A 16,937-nucleotide genomic window follows, 5' to 3' on the forward strand; every position below is an offset into this window, starting at 1 on the left:
CAAGGACGAGTCCGAGGTGCCGTTGCGCTCGCACGGCAGTCTGTCTATGAACCGGGCGCTGATGGCCGCTGGCCTAGTTGACCGCGTCCAGGTGACGCTTTTCCCTGTTATCACCGGCCAAACCGGTAATAAAGCGATCTCCAGGGCGCGGCCGACTTCGACCTCGAGCTAATCGAGACCCGAAAGCTCGACAGCCACATCCAAGAGCTCATCTACCGGCCTACCCTGCATCACACGCAAGCATCGAAGTTAGAAACAGCGCATCGCGTACAACAGACGGGAGCCGTATGACCCTAGTTTTTCTGTGGAAGCGAACCGGGTGGTTTGCGATCAACTACGCTCAGGACCAGATCGGGAAGCACACCGGTCACACGAATTGAGGTGTGCATCAAACCCGGGATGGTTCATACCGAGCGGGAACGGTTACTGGGTTGTGTTTCCGCCTGTTCAAATTGGCTGGCGCCGAGGCGATTACGCTTCCCAGGTCAAAGCCAACCGGTTGTAGCGTTTGTCGATGACGGTGACCGGGTCGGTGATCGCGGCGGGTTCGGTGCCATGTGGGTAGGCAGACACGTGCAGCCCGGCGGTGCAGGGGCGGCCGCGGGTGTCCCAATCGTGGATGTGTTCAACGAGGCGCTGCGCAAGGTGGTGACCGTCTGGGCCGAGAGGTAGTGCACCGAGTTCGAAGGGTTGCTTGTCATCGAGGCGGACGAGCGCGGCGAGTGAGTCGGTGCTGACCAGTACGGCGGTGCCCAGACCGGCCGGGTTCCGGGCGGCGTAATACGCCCTGAGTACCAGGGCGCGATCTGCTGCCACGCCGATCGACGACACCCAGGCCATCGCGGGTTCGTGCAGCGCCAGCCACAAACTCAGCCCATCCGATAGCTCGTCGAGCGTGGCGTGGAGGCCGCTGGACACCTCGGCACCCGGCTGGGCCAGTGCCGCACAGAGCGCGTCCTCGTCCACGGCATGGTGTTCGGCCGCACCGAGGAACACCGGGGGTTGGAGACTGATCTGTCGGATCGGCTCGGGGTCGGCGAACGCGCCACGCAAGCGGATGAACCCACACCTGACCACCGAGACGCTTTCCAGATAATCACCGACTCGCTGCCAGGCGATCGAGCGCTGCGGGCCGCGCAGGTCCAGCGGCATCACCAGCCGGCCGTCGGGAGCGAGCTGGGTGACCCACGCGGGGGGAATGTCCCACGCCCCAACGGTGGCAATGATGCGGTCGTAGGGGGCGTGCTCGGGCCACCCCAGGCCGCCGTCACCGCAGCCGACCTTTACCAGCGAAACTCCACTTTCGGCCAGGCGGACGCGCGCGTTCTCGATGAGGTCATCGTCGATGTCGATCGACATGACAGCGCCGGCCTCGCCGACAAGCTGGGCCAGCAGCGCGGCGTTATAGCCGCTGCCCGTTCCGATTTCCAACACACGATGGCCCGGCCGCACATCGAGCTGCTCGAGCATTCGGGCCATGATCGCCGGTTGTGAGGAGGAACTGATCGGAACCCCACGTGGATCAGCCTTGATAATCAGTGGCTCGTCCCGATAAGCGCGCTCCGGATCGATGCCAGGCACGAACACGTGCCTGGGGACCGTGCGGAACGCCGCGGCCACTCGTTCGCTGGACACATGCCCCGACCCTCGGAGCCCGTTAACTAGCTGATTCCGCAACTGCTGCAGATCCGCGTCCACGCCGATCACAGTAGCCAGCCTCCAGCTCAGCCTCCCGCCGCCGACTCAGCGCGGGTGGTCTGTGCCGGACACTTGTCATCGACCGCGCCGCTTAATCTCCGAACATGTTCACCCAAACGACTTTGCCGCTCTCTAGACAGATCCACCATCAACTGGGTGCTCAACTCCTGATAAACGGTTCTTTCCCGAGGCTAAAATTTCGTGACGGTTTCAGTTGAGCAAAGGTACTGCAGCTTACCCGCGATGCGAGGGCCGATATCGCCTGTTTGGCTTTAGTGTTGGCTGCTATGGCCGGACTGGACCATTACGTGAAGCGCTGGCGCACAGCGCTTCACGTTGCCGTGTCGGCATTGATAATTGCCATCCCCGGACTCGCCATCACTCCCGTAGCTCATGCGGCCGCGGCCATGGCGACGTTGTCGGTGGAACATGCGTGGCAGACCGGTTTTATCGCCCGCTTCGCCATCACCAACTCGAGCATGGTGCCGCTAACCGATTGGAAGCTTGAATTCGACATGCCCGTGGGAGAATCCGTCTCGCACACGTGGAATAGCACGATTACCCAATCTGGCACGCACTACGTGCTCACCCCCGCGAATTGGAATCGCACCATTGCACCCGGTGGTTCAGCTACAGGTGGTCTCAGAGGCTTGCTGACCGGTTCCTTTTCGCCGCCGTCCAATTGCGTTCTCAACGGGCAATATCCTTGCACCTAGAGGCGACTGCGCACTAAAGCTCGCCCGCTCCGAGACGAACCAATCCCCCCGGCGGATGCACTTGCTGGTGGCGGACGAAAGTACTCGACAGACACCAATCGCTATGGAAGCCCGGCGAATCCGCACGGCGGCCACTCACAGGATTACCGGATGCAAGTCGATCCGCACTGTCGCAGGGTCACTGACCGAAGCGCGGAAGATGACCCCGTCTGCGCGGCCGATGAGCCCGTTGGCGTTGTCAATGTCCCGACGTCTACTGAGCGCATCGTCGTCGTTGAGGACTGTTGCGGTCCCGGTGCGCCAATGCCGGCCAATCTTTATGCGCACTTGCGGATTCGCGAGCAAGTTCTTTACGTAGGCGCCGTTCGTCCCGTGTTCGGACACCAGCCAGAACACGTCGCCGTCTAGTCCGTTGCCGACGGGCGTCATCCGCGGTTTGCCACTGCGTCTGCCCGTAGTTTCCAGCAGCGCGAATGCGCGCGGCGCAATCCCTAGGCGCAGTGCTGTTCGGAACATTGGGTTGAATACGTACTTCTCCAGTCGATGCTGGAACCCGCCCCCAGTGGTCATGAGGGCCAGTGTGCAACAAACCGATCGGGGTGGTCGGCAAAAGGCGCTCCTGCGGCTGTCGCTGCTCTTCGAACGTTGCTCACGCCGATCCGACGACTGTCTTACAAAGCGTCGTACACTGTTGCCATGGCTGACACGATTACCTTCCGGCCGGACGAAGACACAGCGAAGGCGCTGGAGGTTTTGACCAAAGATGGCACGGCTGTGTCCGCAGCAGTTCGATCTGCTCTCATCGATGCCGCACGACGGAAGGCCAGCGCGGCCATTCGCGGCGAGGCGGAACGGCTTGCCGAAGACGAGTCCGATCGCGCTGAGGCCATCCAAGTGCTGCGCGATATGGAGACGCTGCGTGCGTGGTGAGGTCTTTCAGTTGCATGCCCCGCGGGGGAGCCGCGGTCATGAACAGTCCGGTTCCCGCTACGTCGTCGTCGTCCAGTCAGACCGACTGCCTCTGTCGACCTGGCTGGTTACGCCAACGTCTACCTCGGCTCGTGCTGCCAGCTTTCGTCCCGAGATCGAAATCGGCGGCGTCAAGACTCGGGTGCTTGCCGAGCAGGCGGCGGCGATCGACCCGGGCCGGCTCGGCAAGAGCATCGGGTTCCTCAGCTTCAACGAAATGCGCCGCGTTGATGCGGCACTGCGCATCGTCCTCGACCTCTGAGCGCTGCACCCCGTCATATCGATGAAACCAATTGGCGTGCAACACAATAGGGCATACTTTACTGGCAACCCGGCGGTGCCGTTCAGTGTAAGACCCTTCTCGAAGCGTCGGTGCTATTAATCGGATGCGTCCGTACTTGCTGGTGTGGCAGCATTTTTGGATGGCACCGGGGCGGATCGGCATTGTTGGCGAGTTTCAGCCAAGTTTCGGTCCGCACAGCGCCATCGCATCGGCCGTCGAGCATGCTCAAAGCGCGAAAGCTTCCAACCCGCCGATCGCACTAGAATGGATCGCCACTGATGTTGCCGAGGGCATGAGTGGCGACCACCTCGCAGGCTATGCCGGTTGGTGGATCGCCCCGGGAAGCCCGTACCGCAGTATGTCGGGCGCACTGAAAGTGATCCGCTACGCCCGTGAGCACGACATCCCGCTTCTGGGCACGTGTGGGGGATACCAGCACGTGGTTCTCGAATACGCACGCAACATGCTGGGATTCAGCGACGCTGCGCACGCTGAGTACGACCCCTATGCATCGGACCTTTTCATCACGGCACTGAGCTGCTCACTGGTCGGCCAGACGATGACTGTCAAGGTGCGTGAGAACACCACTGCTGCCCGCTTTTACAAGCAGCACACTGTCGCCGAGAAGTATTACTGCAACTTCGGTCTGAACCTCGATCACCTACCAGCGCTGGCAGCCGCCGGCTTGGTGGTCTCTGGCACTGACCAGGACGGCGAACCACGCATCGTCGAACTTCCTGATCTTCGGTTCTTCCTGGCGACATTGTTCGTCCCGCAGACATCGAGCACACCGGATGCCCCGCACCCCCTGATCATCGGCTTTCTGAGCGCCGTTGCGAATAATGCTGACTGATAACAGAAATCGGAGTGGGGTAATGCGTTACGACCACAACGGGATCACTTACGCGCAGACCCGACGACCTGACCCACGCATCGCCGGCGTCATCAACCATGCCATCGGAGACGGGGAAGTGGTCGCCAATATCGGTGCAGGCACTGGCTCTTATGAGCCTGCACAGACCGTCGTGGCGGTCGAACCCAGCAGAGTGATGATCGACCAGCGCCCTCCCGGGTCGGCGCCGGCTGTTCAGGCAACCGCAGAAGAACTTCCTATCCGCACCGATGCGGTCGACGCCGCCCTGGCGGTGCTCACCGTTCACCACTGGGCAGAACTTGCCGCCGGCGTCGCCGAGATGCTGCGCATCGCCCGCCACCGCGTCGTCATCCTTACCTGGGACCACGATGTCATCCGAAATTTCTGGCTCCTGAACGAATACGTCCCAGCCGCAGCCGCCACCGACGCGCGCTTGGCTGTCCCGATCAGCACCCTTGTCGAACTGCTCGGACGCGAAGGCGTGTCAATGATCAGCGTCCCCGTGCCATATGACTGCGTTGACGGTTTCGGGGGAGCGTACTGGCGCCGTCCCGAGGCCTACCTCGATGACATCGTTCGACGAGGGATGTCCCTCTTTGCTATGACACCTGACAGCGAAGTGCAAGAAGGTTTATTGAGGCTACGAGCCGATCTGACAAGTGGGGAATGGGAAGAACGTCATGCCGACCTGCTGCAGATGCTAGAACTCGACCTCGGATACCGGCTTTTGGTCGCTAGGTCGTGAAGATCCTGGATGCAGCGCTGGTGTATGACACGCGTAAGGCAGATCGGGCACATCGGAACGTTCACCGGCCCGCGGCCGGGCGGCAGGTACAGGGTCGCCTGCAGGGTGTGCACCCACACTCGCCGAAACGCACAGTTAGCCGGGGCTTTTGGTGTGCGTGCACCAGTGCGATCAGCAGTACGTGTCCGGTCGCGGCCTAAGTTCACATGGCCGCGAAGGTTGCCTGGACCCTACCGACCTAATTGTTGTTGGGCGCGGAAAGGGTTGGGCAGCAATACAATTGCAGTGCTTTACTGGTAACCGCCATATTCGATTCCGCCGTATTCGTTGCCGGGGTAGGCCGGCGGATCGTCGGAGGCCCGGATGTAGAGCCCTGGAGTCGCCCTGCCCAAGATGGGAGGGCAAGGGTCCGGTAGCACTCGAGGTTTGCCGGCGTTCGTTTGCTGAACACATGGGACGATCCGCCATACCCCGTGTCTACAATTCGTCTACACTGGTTCCATGGCAGCAGAAACCACAACTGTCCGAGTCCGCCGTCCCGATTCTGAGCGGCTGCAATCCTTAGCCAAGGCTCGTCAAACCGCCGTCGTCGACGTCGTGCACGCAGCCATCGACGCCTTGGAGAGGCAGGAGTTCCTGCGAGGGCTCAACGGGGACTACCAGCGCCTGCGCAGCGACCCCGAACTGTGGGAGCAATACCTGGCCGAGCGTCACGAGTGGGACGCACTGGCTTGATCTGGCGGGGGGAGGTCTATCACGTCGATCTCGGCCAACCAGTCGGACACGAGCCAGCCTTTCGCCGCCCGGCGGTAGTGGTGTCAGTCGACATTCTCAACAACGGACCGGGCGGCCTGGTGGTCGTCGTTCCGATCACTACCGCTGGTTACGGCCTGCGAAGCCACGTTGAACTCGAGCCAGCAAGCAGCGGGGTGGACCACACTTCCTACGCTCGCTGCGATCAGCTGCGGGTGGTCTCCGTCCAACGACTGTCATCTCGCCAGGGAATGATTAGTCCAGAACAGATGCAAGCCATTGACCAAGCACTGCGCTTCGTCCTAGACCTGTAGTGCGCAGCCTCGTCGTAGCACCTGTTCGGTCTCAACGTATTTGGCGGCTCGTTGCTGGTGGCCATCACTTTGTTTGAGATGGCCTCGTCAGCGGTGGCCAACATCGCCTTGCGGCGCAGTGATCGACCACCGTGGCACGCCGTGAGCGCCGAGGCGGCCCTAACGACGAGTTCGTGCTCCCCGTCGCCAACGATCTGCGCTCGGCCTAGTTGCGTCGAGCAGATTCATCACCATGCGGCTGTTCTTCACGATGTGGTCGCTCACCGGCAGGGGGATGATTCATCAGATGAAAACGGCGTTGTCTACTGGTAACCCGCCGTATTCGTTTCCGCCGTATTCTTCCCGACGTTGTGATGCGGGGGAGCTGTGCATAAAGGCGCGACAGGCGCTTGGAAGGTGCAGGGGAGTGTCTGTGGTCCGCGGATGGCTGGGTTGTCTCGCCACGTGGGGTTCCCGCATCATTGAGTTTGCTGTCCAGATGTCAGTGCTGGATTGTGGGCCGCCATCCGGTGCGCGCTTTTCACGAGGCGGTTCCAAGATTCGTCTCCCTGGAAGGGCTCGAAGGCCGGAAAGCCAACGAGCGCCGACGCGAAGGATGGCGACCTATTTGATCGAGCCCCGGTGGCGGCCCCAGGCATCCCGAATAATGACGCCAAGGGCCAGTAGCGCGAAGCCGACCAGGAACCAGTCCTCGACATGGCCCACATGATTCCCTCGCAGCATCAGCAGCAGGAACCCCGAGATGAACAGACCAACGACGTACCAGGTCCGTGGACTCTGCTTGCTCCAGCCCCACTCCGCGGAGGGCACCTCGGCAGTGTCCACGCTGGCCGTTAGGACTTTTTTTGATGCCCTGTCTGCGTACTGCACCTTGATGTAGCTGATGTCCCCGCCGCGAACCCAAACGACGTCTTCGGGAATTGGTTTGGCCTCCTTGCCGATTGTCGGATCGTTTACGTCTGAATCTGTCCTGTCGAGCATGAGCATTTGGGTGCCTTCGCCTTCACCTTTTGTAATAGCGATTTCGGCATTCTCCAACTTGTCATACGAGGTTGTATACGAGGCGAGAAATCCGGCAACTCTCGATCCGTCTGAAAGTCGAATTCTTAATAACGGAACTTTGCCCTCCGCGCGCCAGAACTTAGTCTCGAAGAGCTCCCACCACAGTCCATGCTTTTGTATTGTCGGTAACATAGCTTTCCGTATAGGCGCCGGTAGACAAGCCAAGACCCTCAGGTGAAATTTGGTTGCAAAGAATATATCGACGATGTAGACCAGAGCGAAGGCGATCACCACCTCGATTACAATTGTCCAGATCGTCGCTGTGTAGAACGTATTTAGATACGTTTTATTGTCGTGGTGATACGCTACTGGATCGAATAATGCTGTCCGGAATTTGATTCGGAGAAGAGCGATGATGGCGCATGCCGAAGAGCTGAACCAGAAACTATACAGCGCAACTCTTGCCGCCTCGCGGAAAGCCGTCTCGTTAATCGCCGGTCGTCTCCGCTCCCGCAGTAGTTCGTAACGAACTCCCGGCGCGACAAGCAGGAGAAAGAAAAAGAATCCAACAATCGTCTGGGGAATCAACTAAATCTCAAGCATGCTCGATCGGCGTGCCGCCTTTGTCGGTCTCGGTCTTCACACCCGGAATTTCGGCGGGAGGGGGGCTTGGGGCGGGAGGAGGAGGGCTAGGAATCGAGCGCGTTTCCGGTGAACCCGAACCTGTGATGCCACCGCCGCCTCCTTGATCGGATTGGTCTGCTTCATGGCGCCCTGAATGGCTCATGGCCTAAACTCCCTATGTTCGTATAGATCCAATCTAGGTGGTTTGGTTGCAACACGGCGGGTGCAGCACACCAAGCTGCGGCTAGCCCGAATCGTTGCGTTTCAGCACTCTACAGGCATCTGCAGTGATTTACCGGTAAAGCCGCATATTCGCTTTCCGCATATTCAAGTCTGAGGTACAGACGGGTGGTCGGTAGTCGGCCTAAGCACGGGCCTGTTCGAGGGACTCCGATTGTGTGCAGCCGCTTGAGCGCGGAGGTGCCGTGGCAGCTCTTATGCACATGGCGGCGCTGCGGGCGACAGGGACGTTCGGGCCAGCCGGCACCCAGGTGGATGCTCAGCGATGGTTCAGTGATGCGGGCCTGTGGTCGACGCACTCGAGTGCACCGGTGCCATCGCGCATTTCGATGCACATCGCCCCGCATAAGGGTGCATCGTCAGCAGCGGAAAACCGCTGCCGTCCAGGCGTTTTGCCTCGATCGAACCACCTGGGTAAGCGACGCGCGGCGGGAGCGGGCCTGATTAATCAGATGAAAACGGCGCTGTTTACTTGACATAATGTCGCTTATCGGCAAAGAAGGGTAGCGAGTTGCACTAGATGAAAGAACTTGCACCCCTTGACGATTAGCATGTTTACGCAGGTCCGGCCGTTGATCGGTCGGCGTAGGCCTTGAGCGGCTCTGCCGTGATCGTTGCACGACGGCCCAGACGGATACGTCTGCGGCTACTGCTACCAAGCTGCCAAACGCACCAGCTGCCGGCCGGCCGCACGACCGACTACATGCGCAACCTGCTCGTTCGAGTACGGAGCGATTCCGTCACGTGACGAGAGACTGGCCAGGTTCCAATCCTGGGCGGTCACGGCTCAGCAGCGCATCACCAGCGAAGAGCACCGAAAGCTGGTCGCCCGGTTCATCCGGTGGAGTCTGGAGAACCAGCTCCGATCGATGGGCCCCGTCACCGAGTCGGCGTTCCTGCGAGCCAAACAGACCGTCACCGTTACTATCGACCTCTCGCCACACCCCGATGAACCCGTTCGCGCACTGGCCGCGAGCAACTACAACTGCCAAACCGCAGCACGTCGCAACTCGCCCTAAGTATTTCGCGGCTACACACCCCGCAGGCACGTCGCACCTACGCATCTCCGCAACTACCTACGGCCCATTCTCGCCGCCCTCGAAGCACGTTTAGGCACCCTCAATGAAACTGACACAAACGACGCCGATCGCGATCCTCGCCGAAACACTCGGCTACAGTCCACAAACCTTGGAAGCCCACGCCCGCGCGTCCGCGTCGACCTACGCGCGATACGTTGCCACTCGTCTTGATTTAGGGACCGAGTCGTGACAGTTCCCGGCTGCGATCACCATGGATCCCGCATGTCTCGAACTAGCGCCTCCGAGTCAGTCGCGTCGGGCTCCCTACATGAATCGGCCGCGCCGCTTAAATGCGGCCACGTCCTCGCTTGATAGCGCGAACAGTTCACCTCTGACGTTCTTGTCTTCAAACCGCTTGTGCCAGTACCGCTCAATGCCGACCGGATCGTCGGTTTCCAACCTGTGCACAATGTTCGGCGGCTCGGGCAACATCGTCCCTAGCTGTGACCTGCGCCGATCAACGTCAGTTGAGCGCCCAACCTTATAGTGCTTCCCCGACTTCATGAGATAGACATAGCCAATGACGGTCAGCCGCAACGGCAACGCCGTGACGCCATCGTCGTCAGGAGTCGCTCCGTCTGACAACGCGGCGGGGAGCAGTTCGAGCAGGTCCGCATACGCCGATTCCGATTCTGCGAGATCGCGCAACTTGGTCACAAGCCCGTTCCGGCCGCCAAATGAGCGCAGTGCTGTTCGGCGAGGCAACGTCGGATCATTGCGGCTGGCGAGACGCCACTCCTCCTCGCTGGGCAGCTTCCCGAAATGGCGGACCAAAGCCACTGCGTCGAGAAGCAGTTCGTCGTCGTCACGACGCTGAACCAGGCTGTTGGGCTCAAACCCAGCCTCGCGCAGCGCGTCGCCCCACGACGCCCAGTAGACGCCCAACCACGAGCGCCGGGTGATACCAGTCAGGTTCGCAAACCGCGTGTAGCCCACGGGTTTACCGCCGGATTGCGCAGTGACATGCCGAATCCACGAGATGATTTCTTCGCGTGAGTAGTCGCCTGTCACGCGGCAATCATCGCATATTGCTCCTACCGTAATAGCACAGTTCAGCCAACTCGGCAGTCAACTTGGCGTTCAAAGTAGTCAGCGGCGGCCCGATCTCGACGTCGGCACGAGCCCCACCGGATCCCCGCCCAGAACAACTCACACCTGGCGCGCACGCACCGTTACCGGCGAATTACTGCGAGTTGCATCGTAATTCGATGCTGATGATGCTATCGTCGCCGAGCGACACGAAGGACTGGGCGCGGCGGACTCCCATGAGCGTAGCGCGGCCGAGCGGGGCCATACCGGCGCCGATATTGATCGTGTTGCCGTTTGCTTCACCTACCATCAGGGATCATGGCTGACGAACCGCCCCCTATGGCACACCCTGGGATGCAGCAGCAACAGGCGATCGAATTCTTCTTCATCGAGGAAGCCACCTCCCTCTGGGGTTTCCACTGGTTGATCGAGTGGTCGACGTCCTCGTTCTATATCAAGTGCCTACACCCCGGATTACAGTCGGCGAAGGTCAGCCTTCACGGCCCAGACCCGAACCACCCCGGCAAGCAGCACCTACGCTTCGATCTGGACAAGCGCGACTTGGTCGACAGAGCCACGAGGGCGGGGGGCCGTTGGTCCAGCGGTTCCGATCCGCTGCCCTACTACTTCTCCGGCCGGCAGGTTAATGACCACGCCGCCCACGTCGTGCGATTTTCAGCGGAGTGGAACACGTTCATAAGGGGTGCTCCTGGGCCTGGCAATTCAAGGGGCCCTCGACAGAAGTCGACCTTCCGTGCCGTGATGAGGGCACCGGAGAAAGACCACGTCGCCCACGTCGACGTCTACCTGAGCCTGGCGGACCCGTACTGGCCGGACGAGGCGGGCGTGCGTGCAGCCAGCGCCGGCATGGGGCCGATCACCAACGCCATCGGGATGAACCTCACGGCAGTATCCGTGCATCGGCCGGTCATGTCGCAGCCAGATCCCTACGGCGACGTTCGCGGTGACACGCCGCTCGATCAATGCGCGCGGGGGATGGCGGCTGTAGTCGATGACACAAGTCTGCTGTGGCTGTGCGAGAAGGTGGTTCCCGTCACCCACTTCGACACGCCAGCGACAGGCTAAACATCCGCCACCCTGTGTCCGAGAAGATTGGCGGACTAACTCGCACCTCTGCTTATCCACCACAGCAACTGGTCGCCGAAGCGCTTCGTGAATTGCCTACGAACCGGCTCTGCACAATATGTTTTGGCTCTGGCAGGAGTACTTCCCAGCCGCCGCGAGCCAGCTCCGAATTGCCCATCGAGCAGGTGGCAAAGATCATTGGCGCTGATCGCGTCGAGACCGTTCTGGCCCCCCACGATTGCTCGGAAGGCTTCGGGCCGGCCTACTGGTGTCGACCGGCCGCCTACCTTAAACCCGACGTGCGCGCTTGCATCTCGGGCCTGGCACGGCTTCCCATGGAGGACCTTGAGCCCGGACTCGAGCGCCTCCGCCAGGACCTCGACACCGTGCTTGGCAAACCCGCCACCGAGATCTCCTTACTCTTGACGCCCTCGACACCAGCTTGCGCCTCATCGTGCGGCAGAGCCCGTGACCGAGTCCCCCACGGCAACTCGCACCTGTCGAGCACGCACCGTTACCAGTTCTGTTGCGAGTTACATTGCAGCACAAAGTAATTCGATTGCTAGACGGCAGGACTGAGCGATGGTGCGCCATGGTGGCGTTGTCAGTGGATCTGGGGCATGCTATGCACCATCGACTAGCGTCGGTTACCGGTTCTAGATTGAGTTAGGCTGCTTTACAACGTATTTCGTCAGATCATTGCTAGTCGACCTTACCCGGCCCAAGGCTGCGGCCAGCGCCTGTAAACGTCCGCGCGATGATCGACACGCTGAATCAGCACCAATGAGTGATCCTCGTCGATCCGGTACAACAGGCGGTACGGGCCGCGCCGAGCGCTATACAGCCCGGTCAGTTCACGCCGCAGCGGCTTGCCGACGCGGCGCGGTTCGTGCGCCAGGTCGCCGAACGCGAACTCAATCACGGCCGACAGCACCCGCGGCGGCAGCTTGCGCAGGTCACGCCGCGCGGTGCCTGTGAACTGAACCGTGTAACCCACGGCTGCGTTAGTCGCCGCCCCGAGGCACGCCGAACTCGGCCCGAATCTCATCCTCGCCGTACGTCCGCCCAGCACTAACGTCGGCATCGCCCTCAGCAATCGATTCCTTGATCCCGGGTTGGGAAAGCCAGTACAGCGTCTCCTGGAGCGATTCCCACTCCTCGGCGCCGATGAGCACCGCCGCCGGCGCACCGTTCTTGGTGATCGTGATCTGGTCCTGCGTTTGGACGACCGCGTCGACGTACTCGTTGAGCTTGTCTTTCATCTTTGAAATCGGCAGTATCCGCATGTCGCCATGTTAGCCTAAATATAGGCCGTTTGCAGGCCGTAATTAAGGCCTATAGCTCGTACCACCGGCCCCGTCCATCTAGCCATACCAAGAGTCACCTGGCGACAACCGGGAGACCAATGGCCGCATCCGCTCCCCAACGGCAACTCGCACCTGTTGCGCACGCACCGTTACCAGTTGACCAGCGCGAGTTCTAACGGATTAGTTTGTGGCGCAGAGGTATTGGTGCTTCGCGAGCGTGCGCGGCCTCACCGTGAAACGCGAGTGTGTCGGCCGTCAGAGGTGGAGCACGCGACGAAGCCCACGGTCGACCTCGCGCATCAGACTCGGCGGGCCATCTCCGACTCGATCGGTAAGGTCAACCTTATTTAGCGTGACAAGCGCCGTGACGTTGACAACCGACTCACGTGGGAGCCCTGTTACGGCCGCTGGCAAGAACACGTTGCCAGGCATCGTCGCCAGCGCGGTGTTAGAGGTGATCACCGCGGCGAGCACCGTGGCAAGACGACTAGCGTTGTATGGATCAGACTGGATCACCAACACCGGACGGCGCTTGGCGGGACGGCTGCCGAACGGCGGTCCGAGATCGGCCCAATAGATATCAGCGCGGCTGATCACCACTCATCGTCCATGGCATCCAACACCCGGCGCCCTACGGCCACCGCGGCAGCCTCGGCTTCGTCATTGCCATGGAAACGCTCTAATGCACTATCGATCTGTCCAGTCAGCGATTGTGCATCTAAGTCGTCGAGGTAATGCTGCGCAGCTCGGGTGAAGAACTCGGATCGACTCATGCCAAGGTCACTCGCACGCTGAACGACCCGATCGAATGTCTCATCCGGAAGGGAGATGGCTGTCTTCATAGAGAGAGTATAACCTGGTATAACCGGATCGCCACTTGTGTCGGCTACGACCTCAAACAGGCACGATGCATCGACGACCCGCATCCGGCTACTCGCCACGCCACTCGTCCAAAGTTGCCAGCACCCCAACCGTCGACACCGTCGACGGGCGTCGGCCGCTCCGCGCCAGCCATTGCGCGACCGACGGTCAAGCTGCCAAGTGGGCCGCTTCACGACGTAGCAGCTCCGGCACCGTGATCCCCCCTTCACCAGCGCGAAGTGCAAGACCGGGATACACTGTTGGACCGGCGGCGAGTCGTCACTGTGACGTTTCGGAGCTGAATTTCGCCTAGTACGCAACTGCTTCCATTGCATTCGTCACTGAATCCATCTTCTCGTTGAAAACGGAGTTGATTGGTCAGCGTGAAATAGGCGACAGCAGCTCGTAGTTGACACCGAGTAAGCGATACGTCGGTTCGGCCCGTCGGTCGCACGTGATGAGCACGAGCTTGTGCTGGCGGGCAGCCGCACCGACGAGACCGTCGTAGAGCGCGCCGCCAGCCAACCCTGCTTGAGCAAACTCCCGCAACAGATTCCTTGTTTCCGTCGCCGACAGGAAGCGAGACTCGGGGAAGTTTGTCTTTTCTAGACGAAATGCCGCAGCCGGACTAAGGCGGTGTGGCGGCCGAAGTCGCGTGAGAACGGAGAGAAGCTCGACCGCGGCATGCCCGGACATCCCCCGTCGGCATGACCACAGTCTGGTCTTAGCTGCGTGGTGAAACGGGTTCTCCCGCTGGGCCAGTGCAAGTGCCGCGCTGGTGTCGACGAGCACATGTTCAGCGTTGGTCGGCAAGCCGCAACTCCCTGAGCGCGTCGGCGTCAAGTTCTGGCCCACCACTCGGTAGCAAGAGAAGCCCATCCTCTTCGACGAGCTCGTCCGCCGCGACGCTTTCGATGCGGATGCCGGATCCGTCGAGGAAGACCTCCACCTCCCCCGGGGTGATGCCCGACTGGTCGCGGAGCGTCTTTGGGATCACCACGCGCCCAGCTTTGTCTATGGTAGTACGCATACCACTATAATACCATTTTAGTGGTAGAGAAATTCTCGGCCCTGCCTCGCGAATAACTCGCACCTAATGATCATGCTGTTTACCAGCCGCGGGTAAGCCCAGCTAAAACTTGCAATTTGCGCTACTTCACCCAGGCGTCAGTCCCCCGCGTGCGCGACACTCGCCCGTCAGCGGATCCCGTGCTGTCGACCAACAGTTAGCAGTCGCCTACTTGATCGATGACCTTCTTCAACGGAGCGGCGGGCGTAATGCCGGGGATATAGCTGGGGTTGTCGGAATACCACGCGATCTTCGAACAGTAACCGGGCCCGGTCGGCTGGGCGGCACGCCACGTATCGAGCGTCGGTCTGCAGTTGTACAGGTCAGACTCACCGACGAAATTGGCACTGTCCTGCGCTCCCGGTGTGTGGTGCCAGACGATCAGGCTAGACGCGGTTGGCAGATTACAGGGAGAGTCTGGTACGGGGGCGGTACCGATTTCGCTATGAGCCGTCGCTGCGAACGGCAGCGCACACGCTGCAACCACCAGTGTCGATGCGGCTGTCAAGGGGATGGCCAACGCGCTTGCCCTCTTTCTTGAACAGTGGATGGTATGCATATTGAAAGCTACCTGCTGAAACGCTAGTCCCCAATACATAGGCTCGGCCTATACCGAAGGCTCATCCCGCCGCCAGTTTGACCACTCGGTTGTTGCCCGTGTCGGTGACGACGACGTTGCCGGCAGTGCTCGTCGGTGTCGTGGGCTCGTAGACCTTGCCTATGCCGCCCTCGCCTATCAGCGACCGCAGCCGGTAACGCCCGAATGTCACGTCATCCACCGCTCGACCTCTCTCTCGCGCCCGGGTCGGCGATACCACCGACCTGCCGAATTGGGTTGCGCCGCAGTCAGACTCGCGTGGCGTGCCGAAGCTCAACTCAGTAGGGACTGGTTGGTGGGTAAGGATTGGTGGGAGGAGGGTAAGGACTAGCTGGTGGAGGGTACGGGGTGCCTGGCGGATGGGGACTGCCCGCCGTCTTTGGTCGCTGGATCCAGACCAAAACTACGCCCACGGTCATGGCCACGACGGCTACCGCGAACAGGTACAACCCGATCCCGTATGAGGACGTTATGCCGTTCGCGGGATCGTCGTCTCGGAAGACCAGGAACCAGAGCGGGACGCTCAACAACATAAGACCGACCGCGGCAGATAGTCCGATCAGCCAGCCGACCGGCACCGCCCTTCTTGCAAAAATGGGCCAGGCCAGCGCGGTCGCCGCGATGATCGGGACAAGAAGGGCAAATTTTCCGCCAGTGCTGATCCCGCCCTGCGCCCTTCCGGAGTAGACCGGCGTACCGAGCACGCTGACCGTCTGGGTGACGTTCTCCCACGGGAGAAACAGGCTGATGGTCGCGAGAACCATGCTGCCGATCAGAACCCACGCCGCCGGTGAGGGTTGCTTGAAGGCGCCGATTGCCGTCGCGAGACCGTCCGACGTCGGTTGACCGCCATAGGGCCCCGGTTGGGGAGACGGGGGCGGCGGCCACGATGCCTGTCCCTGTGCGGGCGGCATCGGGGCCGGGGGCGGCGACCAAGACTGTGGTTCCGGCGCAGGCGAATTCGGAGACGAGGGCGGCGGCCAAGCCTGCTGCGCCGGCGCGGGCGGCAGGCTTGGCGGCAGCTGCGCGATCTGCGTCGGCGCGGCACCGATCGGCGGCGCAGGCGGGCGAGCCTGTTGCTCCGGCGCGGGCGGCAGTGTCGGCGGCAGCTGCGCGATCTGCGTCGGTGCGTCACTCGGCGGAGGCGGCGGCCTAGGCGACGGCGGATGCGGCGGCACGGGCGTGGCAGGCGGTCGCGCCAAATACGAAGCCTGCTTGCGCTGACGGTGCGGTGTCCAGTCTTGGCCGTCCCAGTAGCGCTGCGCGTTGGGGTCCTGCGGGTCGTCGTACCAGCCGGGCTGGTTGGGCATCGTCATCGGCAGATCCTCCCGGTCGGCTGAAACCGCACCCGTGCAACGAACAATAGCGCGCGCCTCCCAAAACCGGACAAATACTGATCGTCTTGGGTCGCCCGACAGGTAGGTGACCCGCAGGCTCTGACGTCGGGCGCTGCTGAATCGCAGGTCCCGGAGGTTTCACATTGGCCGTGGACGTGGTCTAGACACGTGGAGGCCTTTTCGGCCTACCGAATATCCGACTTGGCTCAAATCAGCGATGATCAATGATCACACGTGTCTGTGCGCCAGCACCCGATGTGCCCGGCTCAGAGCGACCGTTTTCGGTGGCGCCGAACCGCGAATGACGTTGTCGCGCAAAGGCGGGCACATCGGGTGATGTCTCCGACACAGGC

At 61.3% G+C, this 16,937-nt stretch carries 20 protein-coding genes and 2 pseudogenes; 9 read left to right on the forward strand and 13 right to left on the reverse strand.

Translation table 11 applies throughout. The features are described from left to right. Positions 1 to 291: pseudogene (locus tag JO236_RS04815) on the forward strand (dihydrofolate reductase family protein); the annotation flags it as partial. 180 nt (positions 292 to 471) lie between these two features. Here the strand turns inward: JO236_RS04815 and fxlM are convergent. Continuing rightward, complete coding sequence (fxlM, locus tag JO236_RS04820; protein WP_293325509.1) at positions 472 to 1,698, reverse strand: methyltransferase, FxLD system; 1,227 nt, start codon at positions 1,696 to 1,698, stop codon at positions 472 to 474. 287 nt (positions 1,699 to 1,985) lie between these two features. Between fxlM and JO236_RS04825 the strand changes: the two genes are divergently transcribed. Further along, complete coding sequence (locus JO236_RS04825) at positions 1,986 to 2,414, forward strand: cellulose-binding domain-containing protein (protein WP_293325512.1); 429 nt, start codon at positions 1,986 to 1,988, stop codon at positions 2,412 to 2,414. A 135-nt stretch (positions 2,415 to 2,549) separates the two neighbouring features. Here JO236_RS04825 and JO236_RS04830 read toward each other — a convergent pair whose 3' ends face one another. Next, positions 2,550 to 2,984 (reverse strand): nitroreductase/quinone reductase family protein, encoded by a 435-nt coding sequence (locus JO236_RS04830; protein WP_293325515.1) that lies wholly within the window; start codon positions 2,982 to 2,984, stop codon positions 2,550 to 2,552. Positions 2,985 to 3,110: 126 nt separating this feature from the next. Between JO236_RS04830 and JO236_RS04835 the strand changes: the two genes are divergently transcribed. From JO236_RS04835 to JO236_RS04860, 6 genes are all read left to right on the forward strand, one after another. Next, positions 3,111 to 3,344 carry a hypothetical protein gene (locus tag JO236_RS04835; RefSeq protein WP_293325517.1) on the forward strand — a complete coding sequence of 78 codons (234 nt, stop codon included), beginning with the start codon at positions 3,111 to 3,113 and terminating at the stop codon, positions 3,342 to 3,344. Further along, positions 3,334 to 3,645: a type II toxin-antitoxin system PemK/MazF family toxin gene (locus JO236_RS04840; RefSeq protein ID WP_293325519.1), complete on the forward strand. Its 312-nt coding sequence runs from the start codon at positions 3,334 to 3,336 to the stop codon at positions 3,643 to 3,645. The genes JO236_RS04835 and JO236_RS04840 overlap by 11 nt, the downstream gene beginning before the upstream one ends. Positions 3,646 to 3,769: 124 nt before the next feature. Next, positions 3,770 to 4,519, forward strand: a complete 750-nt coding sequence (locus tag JO236_RS04845) for a glutamine amidotransferase-related protein (protein ID WP_293325522.1) — start codon at positions 3,770 to 3,772, stop codon at positions 4,517 to 4,519. Positions 4,520 to 4,541: 22 nt separating this feature from the next. Next, positions 4,542 to 5,285, forward strand: a complete 744-nt coding sequence (locus tag JO236_RS04850) for a class I SAM-dependent methyltransferase (RefSeq protein WP_293325525.1) — start codon at positions 4,542 to 4,544, stop codon at positions 5,283 to 5,285. A gap of 501 nt (positions 5,286 to 5,786) precedes the next feature. Next, positions 5,787 to 6,020: a hypothetical protein gene (locus JO236_RS04855; protein WP_047314067.1), complete on the forward strand. Its 234-nt coding sequence runs from the start codon at positions 5,787 to 5,789 to the stop codon at positions 6,018 to 6,020. Further along, positions 6,002 to 6,352, forward strand: coding sequence for a type II toxin-antitoxin system PemK/MazF family toxin (locus JO236_RS04860; protein ID WP_293325534.1), 351 nt, complete (start codon positions 6,002 to 6,004; stop codon positions 6,350 to 6,352). The genes JO236_RS04855 and JO236_RS04860 overlap by 19 nt, the downstream gene beginning before the upstream one ends. A 603-nt stretch (positions 6,353 to 6,955) precedes the next feature. Here the strand turns inward: JO236_RS04860 and JO236_RS04865 are convergent. The 3 genes and pseudogenes from JO236_RS04865 to JO236_RS04875 all read right to left on the reverse strand — a co-directional run bounded on the left by JO236_RS04865 (position 6,956) and on the right by JO236_RS04875 (position 10,308). Beyond that, positions 6,956 to 7,222 carry a DUF2631 domain-containing protein gene (locus JO236_RS04865; protein ID WP_293325597.1) on the reverse strand — a complete coding sequence of 89 codons (267 nt, stop codon included), beginning with the start codon at positions 7,220 to 7,222 and terminating at the stop codon, positions 6,956 to 6,958. Positions 7,223 to 7,375: 153 nt separating this feature from the next. Then, positions 7,376 to 7,942, reverse strand: a pseudogene (locus tag JO236_RS04870) (DUF6338 family protein); the annotation flags it as partial. A gap of 1,619 nt (positions 7,943 to 9,561) precedes the next feature. Continuing rightward, a complete protein-coding gene (locus tag JO236_RS04875) occupies positions 9,562 to 10,308 on the reverse strand; it encodes a GIY-YIG nuclease family protein (RefSeq protein WP_293325537.1) in 747 nt (248 codons plus the stop codon). Between the two features lie 336 nt (positions 10,309 to 10,644). Here JO236_RS04875 and JO236_RS04880 point away from each other — a divergent pair, with 336 nt between their 5' ends. Next, entirely contained in the window at positions 10,645 to 11,412 is a 768-nt protein-coding gene (locus tag JO236_RS04880) for a hypothetical protein (RefSeq protein WP_293325539.1), read from the forward strand. Between the two features lie 712 nt (positions 11,413 to 12,124). On the opposite strand, the gene JO236_RS04885 is transcribed toward JO236_RS04880, so the two are convergent. From JO236_RS04885 to JO236_RS04920, 8 genes are all read right to left on the reverse strand, one after another. After that, on the reverse strand, positions 12,125 to 12,409 hold the full coding sequence (locus tag JO236_RS04885; RefSeq protein ID WP_293325541.1) for a type II toxin-antitoxin system RelE family toxin: 285 nt from the start codon (positions 12,407 to 12,409) through the stop codon (positions 12,125 to 12,127). A 7-nt stretch (positions 12,410 to 12,416) separates the two neighbouring features. Further along, positions 12,417 to 12,698: a type II toxin-antitoxin system Phd/YefM family antitoxin gene (locus tag JO236_RS04890; protein WP_293325544.1), complete on the reverse strand. Its 282-nt coding sequence runs from the start codon at positions 12,696 to 12,698 to the stop codon at positions 12,417 to 12,419. A 276-nt stretch (positions 12,699 to 12,974) separates the two neighbouring features. Continuing rightward, a complete protein-coding gene (locus tag JO236_RS04895; protein WP_293325547.1) occupies positions 12,975 to 13,319 on the reverse strand; it encodes a type II toxin-antitoxin system PemK/MazF family toxin in 345 nt (114 codons plus the stop codon). Continuing rightward, on the reverse strand, positions 13,313 to 13,561 hold the full coding sequence (locus JO236_RS04900; RefSeq protein ID WP_293325550.1) for a ribbon-helix-helix protein, CopG family: 249 nt from the start codon (positions 13,559 to 13,561) through the stop codon (positions 13,313 to 13,315). Before JO236_RS04900 ends, JO236_RS04895 begins: the two co-directional genes overlap by 7 nt. Before the next feature lie 397 nt (positions 13,562 to 13,958). Continuing rightward, a complete protein-coding gene (locus JO236_RS04905; RefSeq protein ID WP_293325553.1) occupies positions 13,959 to 14,393 on the reverse strand; it encodes a type II toxin-antitoxin system VapC family toxin in 435 nt (144 codons plus the stop codon). Further along, positions 14,377 to 14,610, reverse strand: a complete 234-nt coding sequence (locus JO236_RS04910; RefSeq protein WP_293325555.1) for an AbrB/MazE/SpoVT family DNA-binding domain-containing protein — start codon at positions 14,608 to 14,610, stop codon at positions 14,377 to 14,379. Before JO236_RS04910 ends, JO236_RS04905 begins: the two co-directional genes overlap by 17 nt. A gap of 659 nt (positions 14,611 to 15,269) precedes the next feature. Further along, complete coding sequence (locus JO236_RS04915; RefSeq protein ID WP_293325558.1) at positions 15,270 to 15,428, reverse strand: hypothetical protein; 159 nt, start codon at positions 15,426 to 15,428, stop codon at positions 15,270 to 15,272. 97 nt (positions 15,429 to 15,525) lie between these two features. Further along, positions 15,526 to 16,563 carry a DUF2510 domain-containing protein gene (locus tag JO236_RS04920; protein WP_293325561.1) on the reverse strand — a complete coding sequence of 346 codons (1,038 nt, stop codon included), beginning with the start codon at positions 16,561 to 16,563 and terminating at the stop codon, positions 15,526 to 15,528. Positions 16,564 to 16,937 lie beyond the last annotated feature (374 nt).

The sequence above is a fragment of the Mycobacterium sp. genome (assembly GCF_019247635.1).
GTDB lineage: Bacteria > Actinomycetota > Actinomycetes > Mycobacteriales > Mycobacteriaceae > Mycobacterium.

Excerpts from the sequence above, each read along its gene's own strand:
- JO236_RS04825 (WP_293325512.1), top strand. The coding sequence starts at position 1,986 with ATGGCCGGACTGGACCATTACGTGAAGCGCTGGCGCACAGCGCTTCAC.
- JO236_RS04830 (WP_293325515.1), bottom strand. The coding sequence starts at position 2,984 with ATGACCACTGGGGGCGGGTTCCAGCATCGACTGGAGAAGTACGTATTC.
- JO236_RS04835 (WP_293325517.1), top strand. The coding sequence starts at position 3,111 with ATGGCTGACACGATTACCTTCCGGCCGGACGAAGACACAGCGAAGGCG.
- JO236_RS04845 (WP_293325522.1), top strand. The coding sequence starts at position 3,770 with ATGCGTCCGTACTTGCTGGTGTGGCAGCATTTTTGGATGGCACCGGGG.
- JO236_RS04850 (WP_293325525.1), top strand. The coding sequence starts at position 4,542 with ATGCGTTACGACCACAACGGGATCACTTACGCGCAGACCCGACGACCT.
- JO236_RS04855 (WP_047314067.1), top strand. The coding sequence starts at position 5,787 with ATGGCAGCAGAAACCACAACTGTCCGAGTCCGCCGTCCCGATTCTGAG.
- JO236_RS04880 (WP_293325539.1), top strand. The coding sequence starts at position 10,645 with ATGGCTGACGAACCGCCCCCTATGGCACACCCTGGGATGCAGCAGCAA.
- JO236_RS04890 (WP_293325544.1), bottom strand. The coding sequence starts at position 12,698 with ATGCGGATACTGCCGATTTCAAAGATGAAAGACAAGCTCAACGAGTAC.
- JO236_RS04900 (WP_293325550.1), bottom strand. The coding sequence starts at position 13,561 with ATGAAGACAGCCATCTCCCTTCCGGATGAGACATTCGATCGGGTCGTT.
- JO236_RS04910 (WP_293325555.1), bottom strand. The coding sequence starts at position 14,610 with ATGCGTACTACCATAGACAAAGCTGGGCGCGTGGTGATCCCAAAGACG.
- JO236_RS04920 (WP_293325561.1), bottom strand. The coding sequence starts at position 16,563 with ATGACGATGCCCAACCAGCCCGGCTGGTACGACGACCCGCAGGACCCC.